Consider the following 16589-nt stretch of genomic DNA (forward strand, 5'->3'; position numbering starts at 1 on the left):
GTCAGGGCGCCGGCGAGGGCGGGCGCGGAGTCGGCGACGCGGGAGAGGCAGGCCGCCGCGGGCACCGCCTCGGCGGTCCGGCCGCCGCCCGCGAGGGCCAGCGCGAGGGCGACCGGCACGGTCTCGGCGGCGGCGATGCCGTAGCTGTAGACGTGGTCGACGATCTCGTGTTCCAGGGTGGGGACCAGCGCGAAGGCGGCGCCGGGGCGGCCGTCGGCGGTGGCCTCGGCCAGCCGTACGGCGTGCAGGGCGTTGCGGCGGATCTCGGTGCCCTCGGGGAGCTGGGCGAGGGCGGCTTCGACGCAGGCGGCCACGTCGGCACCGCCGAGCGCGGCGGCGACCGCGGCGGCCATCGCGCGGGCGCCGTGCACGCCGTCGCCGTCCTGGGTGTACCGGGCGTCGAACTCGGCGAGCCCGGCGGCGGCTTCCGGGTCGCCGGGGTGGACGACGGCCAGTACGGCGGCGCGTACGCAGGCCGCGTCGTCGAAGAAGTGCGGGTTGTCGTGGCCGGTGGCGGGCGGGCGGAGCCCGGCGGCGAGGTTGCCGAGCCCGGCGCGTACGGAGATCCGGGCGCGCAGCGGCAGCACGGCCGACTCCACCTCCGGAGCCCGGTCGGCGGCGGCCGCGACCTCGCAGGCCAGCGCGTTCCAGGCCAGGTCGAGGGCGGCCCGCATCCGGCGGTCCCGGCCGAGGTCGGAGAGGAACGCACCGGCCGCGGTGAGCACGGAGCCGGCGGTGAAGGCGGCCCACTCGGCGTCGTCGGAGGGGCCCAGGCGGAGCGGTTCCGGGGGCTGGTTGAGGGCGATGGGGACGGGGAGCGTGGTGGTGGCGTTCTGCTCGGCGAAGGTGTCGAGTTCGCGGGTGAGGCGACGGGTCCATTCGGGCATGCGGGCGGCGCGGTGCCGGCTGGCCGGCCAGCCGGCGGCGTCTCCTGCGGCGAGTCCTAGGAGCAGGCCCTCGATGCGGGTGCCGGTGGGTGGGGGATAGGGGGTTCGGCTGCTCGCCGGTAGAGGTGCCGCTGCGCCCACCCGTGCCGCCCCAGCGGCACGACTGCCCGCAGCGGGGGTGGGAGAGGCGGTGGCGGCACGACTGCCCGCAGCTGCGGCGGAGGGGCTCGCAGCTGTGGCGGAAGGGCCCGCTGTGGCGGTCATGCCGGTGGCTCCGGGGTGAGGAGGTCGGCGATGTCCAGGACGTGGTAGCCCGCCATCGAGGGGAGGCAGCTGCCTCGTACCGGGCCGATCACCTCGGCCCATTCCGTGGGTACGGCGGCGAAGCCGCCCAGCGCTCCGGACAGGGCGCCGGCGACCGCCGCCGTGGTGTCGGCGTCGCGGCCCATGTTGACGGCGGTGAGGACCGAGGCGGGGAAGTCGCCGGCCGCGGCGGCGAACGCGCCGAAGGCCAGCCCGACCGCTTCGGGCGCCAGGTCGGTCCAGGGATAGCCGCCGATGACGACGGCGGACCGTACGGCGCGTTCGGTACCGAGGCGGGTGATGCCGGGGTCCAGCCGGGAGCGCTGGGCGGCGGCGACCGCGCGGCGCAGCGAGCGCGCCGTCCAGGAGTCTTCGGGGACGACGGAGAGCGCGGCGGCGATGACCGCGTCGGTGGTCCGGGCGACCATCGCGGCCGCGACCCCGGCGGCCACCGCCTGTCCGCCGTAGATGCCCTCGCCGTCGTGGCTGACCGTGCCGTCCACCGCGACCAGCCGGGCGGCCTCGGCGGGCCGGCCCGCCGCGTGTACGCCGAAGGGCGCGGCCCGCATCGCCAGTCCGTCGCTCCAGGCATGCCGGTGCTGGGCGGAAATCGGTGCGGCGAGGCCCCGGCGGAGGTTCTCCAGGGTGCCGCGTTCGCTGAACCCTGCGCCGCGGAAGGGGCCCTCGTCCAGGTCGGCGATCCACTGGTGCCAGGCGGCCTCGACGTGCGCCACGGTGAGCGCCGAGCCGTGTTCGGCCAGCAGCAGGCCGGAGAAGATGGCGTATTCGGTGTCGTCGGTGCCGGCCGGGTCGTCGGCGACGAAGCCTTCGATGCGGCCCCAGCGGCGGCGGATCTGCGAGGGCTTCATGTTCTCCGCGGGCGCGCCGAGCGCGTCGCCCACGGCGAGGCCCAGCAGCGCGCCGCGGCCCCGGTCCCGCAGATCGGCGGGCTGGTCACCCGGGGTGACCGGGACGGGTGAGGGGGCGTGCGGTGTGCTCATGTGCGTGCCCTTCCGCCGGCCGGTCCGGATGCGTACGCGTCTGAGGGATGGTAGGGCCGGTTTGCCGCGAATAGGGGGACATCACGCCGGATCGGAGCGATGTCTTGATGGCCGTATCCCGCGGGTCGCGAAAGCGTTGACGTGATCCAGATCTCACAGCGAGGGCTTCGGTAAAGCCGCAGGTCAGAGCGGTAAGTACGGCCTTCCTTGCTAGCGCGAAGGGGTGTGAGGCGCCTAACTTCGAGGGTGTTGCAGGGGGAAGTGCCGCTCATCGGCCCACACCTCGCGAGGGAGGGAGAGGTCCCTATGTCCGTCATTGATGTCATGGACGCGTCGGCTCCGACGCATGTTGCCCACCGTGACAACCACACGCACCGTGACGTGAACGGCGGCTGGCTGCGGCCGGCGGTCTTCGGCGCCATGGACGGGCTGGTGTCGAACCTCGCCCTGATGACGGGGGTGGCCGGCGGCTCGGTGTCGCAGCAGACGATCGTCATCACGGGCCTGGCCGGGCTGGCCGCCGGTGCCTTCTCGATGGCCGCGGGCGAATACACCTCGGTCGCCTCGCAGCGCGAGCTGGTCCAGGCCGAGCTGGACATAGAGCGGCGTGAGCTGCGTAAACACCCCAAGGACGAGCAGGCGGAGCTGGCCGCGCTGTACGAGTCGCGCGGGGTGGAGCCGAGGCTCGCCCGCGAGGTGGCCGCGCAGCTCTCCAAGGACCCGGAGCAGGCGCTGGAGATCCACGCCCGCGAGGAGCTGGGCGTGGACCCGTCCGACCTGCCCTCGCCGCTGGTCGCCGCCGCGTCCTCCTTCGGCTCCTTCGCGCTGGGCGCGCTGCTGCCGGTCCTGCCGTACCTGCTGGGCGCCTCCGCGCTGTGGCCCGCCGTGCTGCTCGCGCTGCTGGGACTTTTTGCTTGCGGTGCGGTTGTTGCACGGGTGACGGCACGGTCCTGGTGGTACAGCGGACTGCGTCAACTGGCCCTCGGCGGCGCCGCCGCGGGTGTGACGTACGTCCTGGGCGCACTGTTCGGAACCGCCGTAGGGTGACGCCCTATGCGTGCAGACGCATAATTAACCTGTTACCTAGCGGTTTCAGTTTTGGTACAGCGGGCATAAGGCTCTGGCGCCGGAGGCAACGTCGCTTCACGGTGACCCGCGCTGTCGGACGATGATCTGTCCCATCGCGTTCTTGATCCACCGCCATGAGCGGTGTCCGCATGTTGGAAGCCCCTATCCGATTCACGAGATCGGGGTCATCCTGTAACCTGCACGCAAAATTTCGCGGAGGGCCAACGTCGTCCCTCGGCACTGCACATGCCACGACGACGTTGGGAGAGCCGATGCGTTCCGCGTCCACGCACTCCGCGACCACCGGCAGCGCTACCAGCGCCGCCTGGTCGCCCATGGACGGGCGCCCCGCCCAGCAGGGGATGTACGACCCGCGTAACGAGCACGACGCCTGCGGCGTCGGCTTTGTCGCGACCCTCACCGGCGAGGCGAGCCACGCACTGGTCGAACAGGCGCTGACCGTCCTGCGGAACCTCGAACACCGCGGCGCCACCGGCTCCGAGCCCGACTCCGGCGACGGTGCGGGCATCCTGCTCCAGATCCCCGACGCCTTCCTCCGCGAGAACGTCACCTTCGAGCTCCCCGAGGCCGGCGCGTACGCCGCGGGCATCGCCTTCCTCCCCGCGGACGCCGAGGACGCGGCCGCCGCCGTCTCGAAGATCGAGACGATCGCGTCCGAAGAGGGCCTGAACGTCCTCGGCTGGCGCGTCGTGCCCGTCGCCCCGCAGCTGCTCGGCAATGGCGCCCGCGCCACCATGCCCGCCTTCTCCCAGCTGTTCGTCGCCGACGGTGAGAACACCGGGCTGGCGCTGGACCGCAAGGCGTTCGCGCTGCGCAAGCGCGCCGAGCGCGAGGCCGGCGTGTACTTCCCGTCGCTGTCCGCGCGCACGATCGTGTACAAGGGCATGCTGACCACCGGACAGCTGGAGCCGTTCTTCCCGGACCTGTCCGACCGCCGCTTCGCGACCGCCATCGCGCTGGTCCACTCGCGGTTCTCCACCAACACCTTCCCGAGCTGGCCGCTGGCCCACCCGTACCGCTTCGTCGCGCACAACGGCGAGATCAACACGGTCAAGGGCAACCGCAACTGGATGCGCGCCCGCGAGTCCCAGCTCGCCAGCAAGCTCTTCGGCGAGGCCACCGAGACGCTGGACCGGCTGTTCCCCGTCTGTACGCCGGACGCCTCCGACTCCGCGTCCTTCGACGAGGTACTGGAGCTGCTCCACCTCGGCGGCCGTTCGCTGCCGCACTCCGTGCTGATGATGGTCCCGGAGGCGTGGGAGAACAGCCCCTCCATGGACCCGGCCCGGCGCGCCTTCTACCAGTACCACTCCACGATGATGGAGCCCTGGGACGGCCCGGCCTGCGTCACCTTCACCGACGGCACCCAGGTCGGCGCGGTCCTGGACCGCAACGGCCTGCGCCCCGGCCGTTACTGGGTCACCGACGACGGCCTCGTCGTGCTCTCCTCCGAGGTCGGCGTCCTGGACATCGACCCCGCCAAGGTCGTCCGCAAGGGCCGCCTGCAGCCCGGCCGGATGTTCCTCGTGGACACCGCCGAGCACCGCATCGTCGAGGACGACGAGATCAAGGGCGCCCTCGCCGCCGAGCACCCGTACGCGGAGTGGCTGGAGGCCGGCGAGATCGAGCTCGAGGACCTCCCCGAGCGCGAGCACATCGTGCACACCCACGCCTCGGTCACCCGCCGCCAGCAGACCTTCGGCTACACCGAGGAGGAGCTGCGCGTCCTCCTCGCGCCGATGGCCAAGGCCGGTGCCGAGCCCATCGGTTCGATGGGTACGGACTCGCCGATCGCCGCGCTCTCCGAGCGTCCCCGGCTGCTCTTCGACTACTTCACCCAGCTGTTCGCGCAGGTCACCAACCCGCCGCTGGACGCCATCCGCGAGGAGCTGGTCACCTCGCTGATCTCCTCGCTGGGCCCGCAGGGCAACCTCCTGGAGCCGACCGCGGCCTCCTGCCGCAGCGTCACCCTGCCCTTCCCGGTGATCGACAACGATGAGCTGGCCAAGCTCATCCACATCAACGCCGACGGCGACATGCCGGGGATGACGGCCGTCACCCTCTCCGGCCTGTACCGCGTGCACGGCGGCGGCGACGCCCTCGCCGCCCGCATCGCGGAGATCTGCGCCGAGGCCGAGGCCGCCATCGAGGACGGCGCGCGCCTGATCGTGCTGTCCGACCGGCACTCCGACGCCGAGCACGCGCCGATCCCGTCGCTGCTGCTCACCTCGGCCGTCCACCACCACCTCATCCGTACGAAGCAGCGCACCCAGGTGGGTCTGCTCGTCGAGGCCGGTGACGTCCGCGAGGTGCACCACGTCGCGCTGCTGATCGGCTACGGCGCCGCCGCGGTCAACCCGTACCTGGCCATGGAGTCCGTCGAGGACCTGGTCCGCGACGGCACCTTCCTGCCCGGCGTCGAGGCCGAGACCGCCATCAAGAACCTGATCAAGGCGCTCGGCAAGGGCGTCCTGAAGGTCATGTCCAAGATGGGCATCTCCACCGTCGCCTCCTACCGCGGCGCGCAGGTCTTCGAGGCCGTCGGCCTGGACGAGGACTTCGTCGACACCTACTTCCACGGCACCGCCACCAAGATCGGCGGCGCGGGCCTGGACGTCATCGCCAAGGAGGTCGCCCAGCGGCACGCCAAGGCGTACCCGGCCTCCGGCATCGCCCCGGCGCACCGCGCGCTGGACATCGGCGGCGAGTACCAGTGGCGCCGCGAGGGCGAGCCGCACCTGTTCGACCCGGAGACCGTCTTCCGCCTGCAGCACTCCGCGCGCTCGGGCCGGTACGACATCTTCAAGAAGTACACCGAGCGGGTCAACGAGCAGTCCGAGCGCCTGATGACGCTGCGTGGCCTGTTCGGCTTCAAGTCGGACCGCCCCTCGATCCCGATCGAGGAGGTCGAGCCGGTCAGCGAGATCGTCAAGCGGTTCTCCACCGGCGCCATGTCGTACGGCTCCATCTCGCAGGAGGCGCACGAGACCCTCGCCATCGCCATGAACCAGCTGGGCGGCAAGTCCAACACCGGTGAGGGCGGCGAGGACCCGGAGCGCCTGTACGACCCGGCGCGCCGCTCGTCCATCAAGCAGGTCGCGTCCGGCCGCTTCGGTGTGACCAGCGAGTACCTCGTCAACTCCGACGACATCCAGATCAAGATGGCCCAGGGCGCCAAGCCCGGTGAGGGCGGTCAGCTGCCCGGCCACAAGGTCTACCCGTGGGTCGCCAAGACGCGTCACTCGACGCCGGGCGTGGGCCTGATCTCCCCGCCGCCGCACCACGACATCTACTCCATCGAGGACCTGGCTCAGCTGATCCACGACCTCAAGAACGCCAACCCGCAGGCCCGCATCCACGTGAAGCTGGTCTCCGAGGTCGGCGTCGGCACGGTCGCCGCGGGTGTCTCCAAGGCACACGCGGACGTGGTCCTGATCTCCGGCCACGACGGCGGTACGGGCGCCTCGCCGCTCACCTCGCTGAAGCACGCCGGTGGCCCCTGGGAGCTCGGCCTCGCCGAGACCCAGCAGACGCTGCTGCTCAACGGCCTGCGCGACCGCATCGTCGTGCAGACCGACGGCCAGCTGAAGACCGGCCGCGACGTGGTCATCGCCGCCCTGCTGGGTGCCGAGGAGTACGGCTTCGCGACCGCCCCGCTGGTGGTCTCCGGCTGCGTCATGATGCGCGTCTGCCACCTGGACACCTGCCCGGTCGGCATCGCCACGCAGAACCCGACGCTGCGCGAACGGTTCACCGGCAAGGCCGAGTACATCGTCAACTTCTTCCAGTTCATCGCCGAGGAGGTCCGTGAGCTCCTCGCCGAGCTGGGCTTCCGCACGCTGGAGGAGGCCGTCGGCCACGCCGAGCTGCTGGACACCACCCAGGCCGTGAACCACTGGAAGGCGCAGGGCCTGGACCTGGCCCCGCTGCTGCACGTGCCCGAGCTGCCCGAGGGCGCCGTCCGCCACCAGATCACCGTGCAGGACCACGGCCTGGAGAAGGCGCTGGACAACCAGCTCATCAAGCTGGCGGCCGACGCGCTCGCCGCGGACACCGCGGAGCAGGCCCAGCCCGTACGGGCGCAGGTCGCCATCCGCAACATCAACCGCACGGTCGGCACCATGCTGGGCCACGAGGTGACGAAGAAGTTCGGTGGCGCGGGCCTGCCCGACGACACCATCGACATCACCTTCACCGGCTCGGCCGGCCAGTCCTTCGGCGCGTTCCTGCCGAAGGGTGTCACCCTCCGCCTGGAGGGCGACGCCAACGACTACGTCGGCAAGGGCCTCTCCGGCGGCCGCGTGATCGTCCGCCCGGACCGCGGCGCCGACCACCTGGCCGAGTACTCCACCATCGCGGGCAACACCCTCGCCTACGGCGCGACCGGCGGCGAGCTCTACCTCCGCGGCCGGGTCGGCGAGCGCTTCTGCGTCCGCAACTCCGGTGCCACGGTGGTCTCCGAGGGCGTGGGCGACCACGGCTGCGAGTACATGACCGGCGGCAACGCGGTCGTGCTCGGCGAGACGGGCCGCAACTTCGCGGCCGGCATGTCCGGCGGTTTCGCCTACGTCATCGACCTGGACAAGGCCAACGTCAACAAGGAGCTCGTCTCCGCGGTGCACGACACGCTGGACGAGACCGACAAGCAGTGGCTGCACGACGTGGTGCGTCGCCACCAGGAGGAGACCGGCTCGACCGTCGCCGAGAAGCTCCTCGCCGACTGGGATGCCGCGGCCGCGCGCTTCAGCAAGGTCATCCCGCCCACGTACAAGGCAGTGCTCGCCGCCAAGGACGCCGCTGAGCAGGCCGGACTCTCCGAGTCCGCGACCCACGAGAAGATGATGGAGGCGGCGACCAATGGCTGACCCCAAGGGCTTCCTGAACCACGACCGCGAGGTCGCGCAGACCCGTCCCGTCGAGGAGCGGGTCAAGGACTGGAACGAGGTCTACCGGCCCGGCTCCCTGCTGCCGATCATCAGCAAGCAGGCGTCGCGCTGCATGGACTGCGGCATCCCGTTCTGCCACAACGGCTGTCCGCTGGGGAACCTCATCCCCGAGTGGAACGACTACGCGTACCGCAACGACTGGGAGGCCGCGAGCGAGCGGCTGCACGCGACCAACAACTTCCCGGAGTTCACCGGTCGCCTCTGCCCCGCGCCGTGCGAGGCCGCCTGCGTGCTGGGCATCAACCAGCCGCCGGTGACCATCAAGAACGTCGAGGTCTCCATCATCGACAAGGCGTGGGACAACGGGGACGTCACCCCGCAGCCGCCCGAGCGCCTGTCCGGCAAGACCGTCGCCGTCATCGGCTCGGGCCCGGCGGGTCTCGCCGCGGCCCAGCAGCTGACCCGCGCGGGTCACACCGTCGCCGTCTACGAGCGCGCGGACCGTATCGGTGGTCTTCTCCGCTACGGCATCCCCGAGTTCAAGATGGAGAAGCGGCACATCAACCGCCGCATCGAGCAGATGCGCGCGGAGGGCACCAAGTTCCGCACCGAGACGGAGATCGGCCGCGACATCGACGCGGCGAAGCTGCGCCGTCGCTATGACGCCGTCGTGATCGCCGCGGGCTCGACCACCTCCCGCGACCTGCCGGTGCCCGGCCGCGACCTCAAGGGCATCCACTTCGCGATGGAGTACCTCCCGCTCGCGAACAAGGTCCAGGAGGGCGACCTCACCACGCCCCCGATCTCCGCCGAGGGCAAGCACGTCGTGGTCATCGGCGGCGGCGACACCGGTGCGGACTGCGTCGGCACGGCGCACCGCCAGGGCGCGGCCTCCGTGACCCAGCTGGAGATCATGCCCAAGCCGGGCGAGGAGCGGAACGAGGGCCAGCCCTGGCCGACGTTCCCGATGCTCTACAAGGTCACCTCCGCGCACGAGGAGGGCGGCGAGCGGATCTACTCCGTCAACACCACCCACTTCGAGGGCGACGAGGACGGCAACGTCCAGTGGCTGCACCTGGTCGAGGTGGAGTTCAAGGACGGCAAGCTGGAGCAGAAGCCCGGCACCGAGCGGAAGATCCCCGCTCAGCTGGTCACCCTCGCGATGGGCTTCACCGGCACCGACAAGGAGAACGGCCTCGTCGAGCAGTTCGGCCTGGAGCTGGACGAGCGCGGCAACATCGCCCGCGACGCCGAGTTCGCCACCAACGTCCCCGGCGTGTACGTCGCCGGTGACGCGGGCCGCGGCCAGTCGCTGATCGTGTGGGCCATCGCCGAGGGCCGCTCCGCGGCCAAGGGCGTGGACCGCTTCCTGACCGGCGCGTCCTCCCTGCCCGCTCCGATCAAGCCCACGGACCGTGCACTGACCGTGTGACGCACGATGTGACGCACCGTCACCCCTGAATGTCCCGTACAACGGAGTGCGGAACAACGCGGCGCCTGCCCCTTCCCCGACCGGTGAGGGCAGGCGCCGCGCGTGCGTCCGGCGCCGGTGGACGGGCTGTTCAGCCCTCGTCCTCCACCAGCCGGGCCGGGAAGCCGCCCGTGGCGATCGGGCCCCAGCGGCGGGGGGTGATGCGGATGATGGACTTGCCCTGCTTGATCATGGCCGCGCGGTACTCGTCCCAGTCCGGGTGCTCGCCGGAGATGTTGCGGAAGTACTCCACCAGCGGCTCGACCGAGTCCGGCGCGTCGATGACCTCGGCCTCGCCGTCGACCTGCACCCAGGGGCCGTTCCACTCGTCGGAGAGGACGATCACGCTGACGGACGGCGCACGGCGGGCGTTGCGCACCTTGGCGCGCTCCGGGTACGTCGAGATCACGATCCGGCCCGAGTCGTCCACGCCGCAGGTCAGCGGCGAGCCCTGCGGGGTGCCGTCGGACCGGCGGGTGAGCAGGATGGCGCGGTGCCGGGGGCGGACGAACTCCAGCAGCTCGGGGAGTTCGACCTTCTTGTTCGTCGCGATGGAAGGGCTCATACCGGCGAGCCTAGGCGCTGGAGCGCGCTCGAAGGCCCACCGGCGCGGGCCTTGCGGCCGGTGCTCGGCCCACAGCGGAACGACCGGCCGCCGACGGCCCGTCGCCGTAGATTCGCCGCATGAGACCCCGACAGCTCACCTCCGCGATATGGCAACTGCCCTTTCCCGTGGGCCATGTGTACGTCGTACGGCTGCCGCCCGGCGGCCGGTCGGCGCGTGCCGGGTACGCCCTGGTGGACACCGGTGTACCGGGCTCCGCGCCGGCCGTCCTGGCGGCGCTGGACGGGCTCGGCGGGCGCCCCGAGGACGTCCGGCAGATCGTGCTGACCCACTCGCACATCGACCACACCGGTTCGGCCGCCGACCTCGCGGCGGCCACCGGCGCCACCGTGCTGGCCGGCGCGCCCGACGCCCCGGTCATCCGCGGGGAGGCGCCGGAGCCGCCACCGCGCTTCACCGCCGCCGAGCAGACCCTGTTCGACGGGATCATGGCGGGCTTCGCGGACGCCGGGATGCCGGAGCAGCGCCCCGTCGCGGTGGACATCGAACTGCACGAGGGCGACGAGCTGACGGGATGGGGTGAGCCGGTGCACGTCCTCGCCACCCACGGCCACACCCCCGGCGGCGTCGCCCTGCATCTGCCGGAGTCCCGGGTGCTCTTCCCCGGGGACATCATCGGCACCGGGGAGGGCCGGGCGGTGCTCGGCCCCGGCAACGTCGACCGGGAGCAGGCCATCGCGTCGTTCCGGCGGCTGGCCGCGCTGGAGCGGGTCGAGGTGGTGTGCGTACCGCACGGCGACCCGGTCACCGAGGACGTGGCGGCCACGCTGGCGGCCGCCACGCCCGAGACCGACTGGCTGTAGCCGCCCTGTCGTCGTGATTACGTGTCGCACTCCAGCTCCGTGCGGCACAGCGCGCAGCGGGCGCGGAGCGGGCCGCGTACGGGCAGCCGGATGCGCTGGTGGCAGGCCGGGCAGGGGAAGGAGACGCGCAGCGGGCCCGGGCCGTCGAAGGCGTATCCGGCGTCCGGCGGCGGGCCGGGGAAGGGGCGCGGCACCCGCGCGGCGCGCCGGTCCCTCGCGTACCGCCACCGGTCGGCCCGGCCCGCGGCGGCCAGCGGCGGCCGCCGGGTGTCGCCCAGCGCCCGCTGCCGCCCCGCGCGGTAGGCGTCGTACGCCTGCGGACTGGTGAACCACGGCGCCGGGTCCTCGCCGAAGAACAGCGCCCGCTTGGCGAGGACGTAGCCGAACTCCTCGGGCGTGAGGTAGCCCAGCTTCTGCGAGGACGTGCCGTGCTCGCGGTAGGCGTCCAGCAGCAGCCAGCCCGCGCCGAGGTAGGCGGTCGCGGTGTCGGTGAGGATTTCGTTGGCGTGCGTGCCGGGGAAGGACAGGCCGAGGCGGTGCAGGTAGATGTGCATCACCTCGTGCGCCAGGGCGGCGGCGATGTCCCTGCGGTGGTGGCGGAAGCGGTCGTTGAGATCGATGAAGTACTCGGGCCCCGCGGTCAGTTCGACGTGCGCCGCGTGCCGCATCCCGCGGAATGAGACGATCATTCGGGCGTCCGGCAGCCGCAGATGCGCCACCATCGCCCGGGCCACCCGCTGCACGCCCAGGTGCAGATCCTCCTCGTCGCCGAACGCCGCGTCGACGGGCGGTACGGCGGTCTCGAAGGTGCGCACGGTGTCGTACGACATCCGTTTGTACAGCGCGGTCACGGCCGCCCGGACCGTCTCCAGATGCGGGTAGCCGTGCACGACCTCGCTGCCGGGACGGGTGCCTCCCACTGCCACCCGACCACTGTACGGGCGGGTCGGACCGGGCGGTATGGGACGTACTGCCCATGCCAGCAAGGGAATTGAGCGGCTGGACACTCTTGTCACACTTGTCGCGCGTTCCACATAATCACAGGGCGCTTTACGGGCTCGCCCCCACCGGGTCCGGACGCCTTTTCGTGCGCTGCCGTTTTTGCCGCCGGTTCTTTTGCCGGCTCTTGTCCCACGCGGCGGTGGACACCGGGTCCGGTGTTGGCATGAGCTCGTCATTGACGTGCAACCCCCCACGAAAGGAAGCCCGTTGAGCTACCTGAAGCACATCAAGAGAGCGACCGCCGTCGCCGCCGTGGCCCTCGCCGCCGTCAGCCTCCAGCCCGGCACGGCCGGCGCCGCGACCCCCGCCCGGGACGGCGGCGACCGCCCGACGGTCGTCGGCGGCACCCCCGCCGAGCAGGGCGAATTCCCGTTCATGGTGCGGCTGTCGATGGGCTGCGGCGGTGCGCTGTACGCCAAGGACATCGTGCTGACCGCCGCCCACTGCGTGGACGGCAGCGGCCAGAACACCTCGATCACGGCCACCGCCGGCGTCGTGGACCTCCAGGACTCCGCCGCCGTGAAGGTGAAGTCCACCGAGGTCCTGCAGGCTCCGGGCTACGACGGCAAGGGCAAGGACTGGGCGCTGATCAAGCTGGCCAAGCCGATCGAGAACCTCCCCACCCTGAAGATCGCCGAGAACGACAAGCTCAACAACGGCGACTTCACGATAGCCGGGTGGGGCGCCGACAAGGAGGGCGGCCAGCAGCAGCGCTACCTGCTCAAGGCCCAGGTGCCGTTCATCGACGACGCCACCTGCGAGAAGGCGTACGGCGCCGACCTGACCCCCGGCGAGGAGCTCTGCGCCGGCCTGCTGGACACCGGCGGCGTGGACACCTGCCAGGGCGACTCGGGCGGCCCCATGTTCCGCAAGGACGACGCCGGCGAGTGGACCCAGGTCGGCATCGTCAGCTGGGGCGAGGGCTGCGCGCGGCCGGGCAAGCCCGGCGTGTACACCGAGGTGAGCGCCTTCGCCGCGGACATCAAGAAGAGCGCGTCCGAGCTCGGCGGCTGAGGACGCCGACGGGCCGGGGCGGTGCTGCCGTGCGGGCGGCACCGCCCCGTTGCCGTGCGGGGCGGCACCGCCCGTTAGTCCAACACCTGTCCCTCCTTTGTCCATGGGCGCACCCGTCGCACGCGCAGCACGCTGTCCGGCGACAGCCAGTACCGGTGCGAAGGAGGACAGTGCGCGTGAACGAACCGACAGGTGACGGGCGCAGGCCCAGCCGCAGGACCGTCGTCGCGGGCACCGCCCTCGCCGCCCTCGGCACCGCGCTGCCCCTCGGCGCCGCGCCCGCGCACGCGGCACCCCGGGCCGGCGAGGCCGTGCTCCGCTCCGAGCAGCTCCAGGTCCGCGTGGACACCGCCTTCCCGCGCGTCCTCGCGTACACCGACACCGGCACCGGCGCCGTGCTGCACGGCCAGACGGAGCCGGTCACCGAGATCGTCATCGATGGCACCGCACGCACCCCGAAAGTCACCGCGCGGCCGTCCGCCGACCGCATCGCCTACACCCTCGCCTTCGACGGCGGCACCGAGATCGGCGTGGAGATCGCGGTCGAGGGATGGCAGGTCCACTGGCGCGTCACGAAGATCGCCGACACCGCCGCGCTGCGCGTCGGCACCCTGCAGATTCCCGCGCTCGCGCTGCTCAGCGTCCGCAGCGACCAGCCCGGCGCGACGCTCCTCGCGGCCCGCATCGAGCTGGACAAGGCCAAGAGCGGCGACACCCTCGTACAGGTCACGGACAGCACACCCGCCGACGCGGCGCCCCTGGGCTGCGCGTATGCCGTGGTCGCCACCGGCAAGCTGGCCGCCGCGCTGGAGACCAACACGGTGTACGACAAGCCGTCCGGCGCCACCACCTGGGAGAACGGCCGACTCTGGCGGCAGACCGTACAGCGCGACGGTTACGTCGAGGCGCGGCTCGCGTGCGGCCAGTGGACCCACCGCGCGGCCACCGCCCCCGTCGACGCCACCGAACCGCTGCCGTACGCCACCGTGATCCTCACCCGCGACCGCAACGGCGACGGCCGCGTCGACTGGCAGGACGCCGCCATCGCGCTGCGCGACATCATGGTCATGCCGCTCGGCGCCGACGAACAGCATCTGCGCGTCGTCCCGCACATCCCCTTCAACTTCGCCAGCCAGGCCACCAACCCGTTCCTCGCCACCCTCGACAACGTCAAGCGGATCTCCCTCGCGACGGACGGACTGCGGCAGTTCACCCTCCTCAAGGGCTACCAGTCCGAGGGCCACGACTCCGCGCACCCCGACTACGGCGGCAACCACAACACCCGCGCCGGCGGCCTCAAGGACCTCAACACCCTGGTCCGCGCCGGAAAGAAGTGGAACAGCGACTTCGCCGTCCACGTCAACGCCACCGAGTCCTACCCCGTCGCCAACGCCTTCTCCGAGACGCTGGTCGACAAGAACAACGAGCAGTGGGACTGGCTCGACCAGTCGTACCGCATCGACGCCCGCCGCGACCTGGTCTCCGGCGACATCGCCGCCCGCTTCCAGCAGCTCCGCGACGAGACCGGCCCGGCCCTGAACATGCTCTACATCGACGTCTTCCGCGAGTCCGGCTGGAACTCCGACCGGCTCCAGCGCCACCTGCGCGACCAGGGCTGGCTGGTGACGACGGAATGGGGGCACGGCCTGGAGCGCTCCGCGCTGTGGTCCCACTGGGCGACCGAGGTCGACTACGGACCGGACACCTCCCGGGGCATCAACTCCCGGCTCATTCGCTTCGTCCGCAACCACCACAAGGACGTCTTCGCCGACAAGTGGCCGACCCTGCTGGGCATTCCGCGCACCGGCAACTTCGAGGGCTGGGTCGGCAAGACCGACTGGACCGCCTTCTACCGGCTGATCTGGACGGACAGCCTGCCCGCCAAGTACCTCCAGGCGTACCCGATCAAGACCTGGACCGACCACGAGATCACCTTCGAGGGCCCGACCCGCACGGCCGTCTCCGACGCCGACGGCGGCAAGCGGCGGATCACCACCGACGGCCGTCTCGTCTACGACGACGGCACCTACCTGCTGCCGTGGGAACCGCGCCGCGCCACCGACCCGCAGAAGCTCTACCACTACAACCCCAAGGGCGGCACGACGACCTGGACGCTGCCGCGCGGCTGGACCGGGTCGGTGTACCTGTACCGCCTCACCGACCAGGGCCGCGCCGACGAGAAGCGGCTGCCGGTCAGCGGCGGCAAGGTCACCATCGAGGCCGCGGCCGGTGTCCCGTATGTCGTCCGCAAGCAGCGGGCCGAGGCCCAGGAAGCACCCCGCTGGGGCGAGGGCACGGGCCTGGCCGACCCCGGCTTCCACTCCGGCACGCTCGACGGCTGGCAGGTCAGCGGCCCGGCGACGGTCCGCGCGAGCGCGCTGGGCGACTACGAGCTGGTGATCGGCGCGGGCGGCGCGGCGGCCGTCGCACGCCGCCTGGACCGCCTCGCGCCCGGTACGTACGCGGCATCCGTACAGGTCGAGGTCGGCGAGAAGGCGGGGGAGCGGCGCCGCGCCGAGCTGGCGGTACGCACCGCCGACGGGGTCACCGCCGCCAACTGGACCGAGACCTCCACGGCCGGCAATTTCGTCGCCGCCGACCGCAAGCACGGCACCCGCTTCCAGCGGATGTTCACCCACTTCACCGTTCCCGAGGGCGGCGGCCCGGTGACGCTGGCCCTGAAGGCGGCGGCCGGACAGGCACGCGTCCGCTTCGACAACGTGCGGGTGGTGGCCGCCGCCCGTACGGAGAAGCCCGGCACCCTCGCGTACGAGGACTTCGAGCATGTACCGCAGGGCTGGGGCGTCTTCGTGAAGGGCGACGCGGGCGGCGCGAACGACCCGCGCACCCACATCGCCCAGCGGCACGCGCCGTACACCCAGCGCGGCTGGAACGGCAAGGCCATCGACGATGTGATCGACGGCGGCCAGTCGCTGAAGTCGCGCGGCGAGAACGGCGGACTGGTCTACCGGACCGTGCCGCACACCGTGCGCTTCGCACCGGGGCGCCGCTACCGGGTCACCTTCCGGTACGAGAACGAGAAGGCGGACCAGTACGCCTGGATCACGGCGGTGGACGAGCCGGGGACGCGCGAGCTGAGCCGCGAACCGCTGCCCGTCGCCACCGGACCCACCACCCACTCCTACGAATTCACCGCGCCGGAGAAGGGCGAGGCGTGGGTGGGCCTGCGCAAGACCGGGAGCGACGGGAAGGCGGAGTTCGTGCTGGACGGCTTCGAGGTACGGGAGGTGTGAGGCTCCGGGGCGCCGGTCCGGGCCGGAGCGGGCCGCGGTCCGGACCGGCGCGGGTCGCGGTCCGGACCGGCGCCCTGAGCCGGGCTTCACGGCACCAGCCGTGGCACCCCCGCCTCCGTCCCCTGTTCCGCTCCCTGTTCCGCGCCCTGCTCCGTCCCCTCCAGTTCCAGTACCAGCACCTCGTTCGGCCCCTCGCGCAGACACGGACCTGGTACGTACAGCGCGCGCTGCGGCCCCGCCGACCAGTACCGCCC

General features: G+C 71.9%; 11 protein-coding genes. 6 read left to right on the forward strand and 5 right to left on the reverse strand.

Annotation, left to right across the window (positions count from 1 at the left end; translation table 11 throughout):
* A partial coding sequence (locus CCS38_RS07715; RefSeq protein WP_223732443.1) for an ADP-ribosylglycohydrolase family protein occupies positions 1–1151 on the reverse strand: 1151 nt, incomplete at its 3' end.
* Positions 1148–2191: an ADP-ribosylglycohydrolase family protein gene (locus tag CCS38_RS07720; RefSeq protein ID WP_223732444.1), complete on the reverse strand. Its 1044-nt coding sequence runs from the start codon at positions 2189–2191 to the stop codon at positions 1148–1150. The genes CCS38_RS07720 and CCS38_RS07715, both read right to left, overlap by 4 nt.
* 306 nt (positions 2192–2497) lie before the next feature.
* Here CCS38_RS07720 and CCS38_RS07725 point away from each other — a divergent pair, with 306 nt between their 5' ends.
* The 3 genes from CCS38_RS07725 to CCS38_RS07735 all read left to right on the forward strand — a co-directional run bounded on the left by CCS38_RS07725 (position 2498) and on the right by CCS38_RS07735 (position 9598).
* A complete protein-coding gene (locus CCS38_RS07725; protein ID WP_263301813.1) occupies positions 2498–3238 on the forward strand; it encodes a VIT1/CCC1 transporter family protein in 741 nt (246 codons plus the stop codon).
* A gap of 356 nt (positions 3239–3594) precedes the next feature.
* Positions 3595–8145 carry a glutamate synthase large subunit gene (gene gltB, locus CCS38_RS07730; protein WP_223732450.1) on the forward strand — a complete coding sequence of 1517 codons (4551 nt, stop codon included), beginning with the start codon at positions 3595–3597 and terminating at the stop codon, positions 8143–8145.
* Positions 8138–9598 (forward strand): glutamate synthase subunit beta, encoded by a 1461-nt coding sequence (locus CCS38_RS07735; RefSeq protein ID WP_223732445.1) that lies wholly within the window; start codon positions 8138–8140, stop codon positions 9596–9598. Before gltB ends, CCS38_RS07735 begins: the two co-directional genes overlap by 8 nt.
* Positions 9599–9728: 130 nt before the next feature.
* Here CCS38_RS07735 and CCS38_RS07740 read toward each other — a convergent pair whose 3' ends face one another.
* Positions 9729–10202 (reverse strand): PPOX class F420-dependent oxidoreductase, encoded by a 474-nt coding sequence (locus CCS38_RS07740; RefSeq protein WP_030256327.1) that lies wholly within the window; start codon positions 10200–10202, stop codon positions 9729–9731.
* Between the two features lie 119 nt (positions 10203–10321).
* Between CCS38_RS07740 and CCS38_RS07745 the strand changes: the two genes are divergently transcribed.
* Positions 10322–11065, forward strand: a complete 744-nt coding sequence (locus tag CCS38_RS07745) for an MBL fold metallo-hydrolase (protein ID WP_223732446.1) — start codon at positions 10322–10324, stop codon at positions 11063–11065.
* A 17-nt stretch (positions 11066–11082) separates the two neighbouring features.
* Here the strand turns inward: CCS38_RS07745 and CCS38_RS07750 are convergent, their stop codons facing one another.
* Positions 11083–11985 (reverse strand): hypothetical protein, encoded by a 903-nt coding sequence (locus tag CCS38_RS07750; protein ID WP_223732451.1) that lies wholly within the window; start codon positions 11983–11985, stop codon positions 11083–11085.
* A 289-nt stretch (positions 11986–12274) separates the two neighbouring features.
* Here CCS38_RS07750 and CCS38_RS07755 point away from each other — a divergent pair, with 289 nt between their 5' ends.
* A complete protein-coding gene (locus CCS38_RS07755; RefSeq protein WP_223732447.1) occupies positions 12275–13081 on the forward strand; it encodes a S1 family peptidase in 807 nt (268 codons plus the stop codon).
* A gap of 176 nt (positions 13082–13257) precedes the next feature.
* Positions 13258–16335, forward strand: a complete 3078-nt coding sequence (locus CCS38_RS07760) for an endo-alpha-N-acetylgalactosaminidase family protein (RefSeq protein ID WP_223732448.1) — start codon at positions 13258–13260, stop codon at positions 16333–16335.
* Between the two features lie 86 nt (positions 16336–16421).
* On the opposite strand, the gene CCS38_RS35650 is transcribed toward CCS38_RS07760, so the two are convergent.
* On the reverse strand, positions 16422–16589 hold a 168-nt coding region (locus CCS38_RS35650), incomplete at its 5' end, for a hypothetical protein (protein ID WP_372457018.1).

Source organism: Streptomyces purpurogeneiscleroticus (assembly GCF_020024005.1).
GTDB lineage: Bacteria > Actinomycetota > Actinomycetes > Streptomycetales > Streptomycetaceae > Streptomyces > Streptomyces purpurogeneiscleroticus.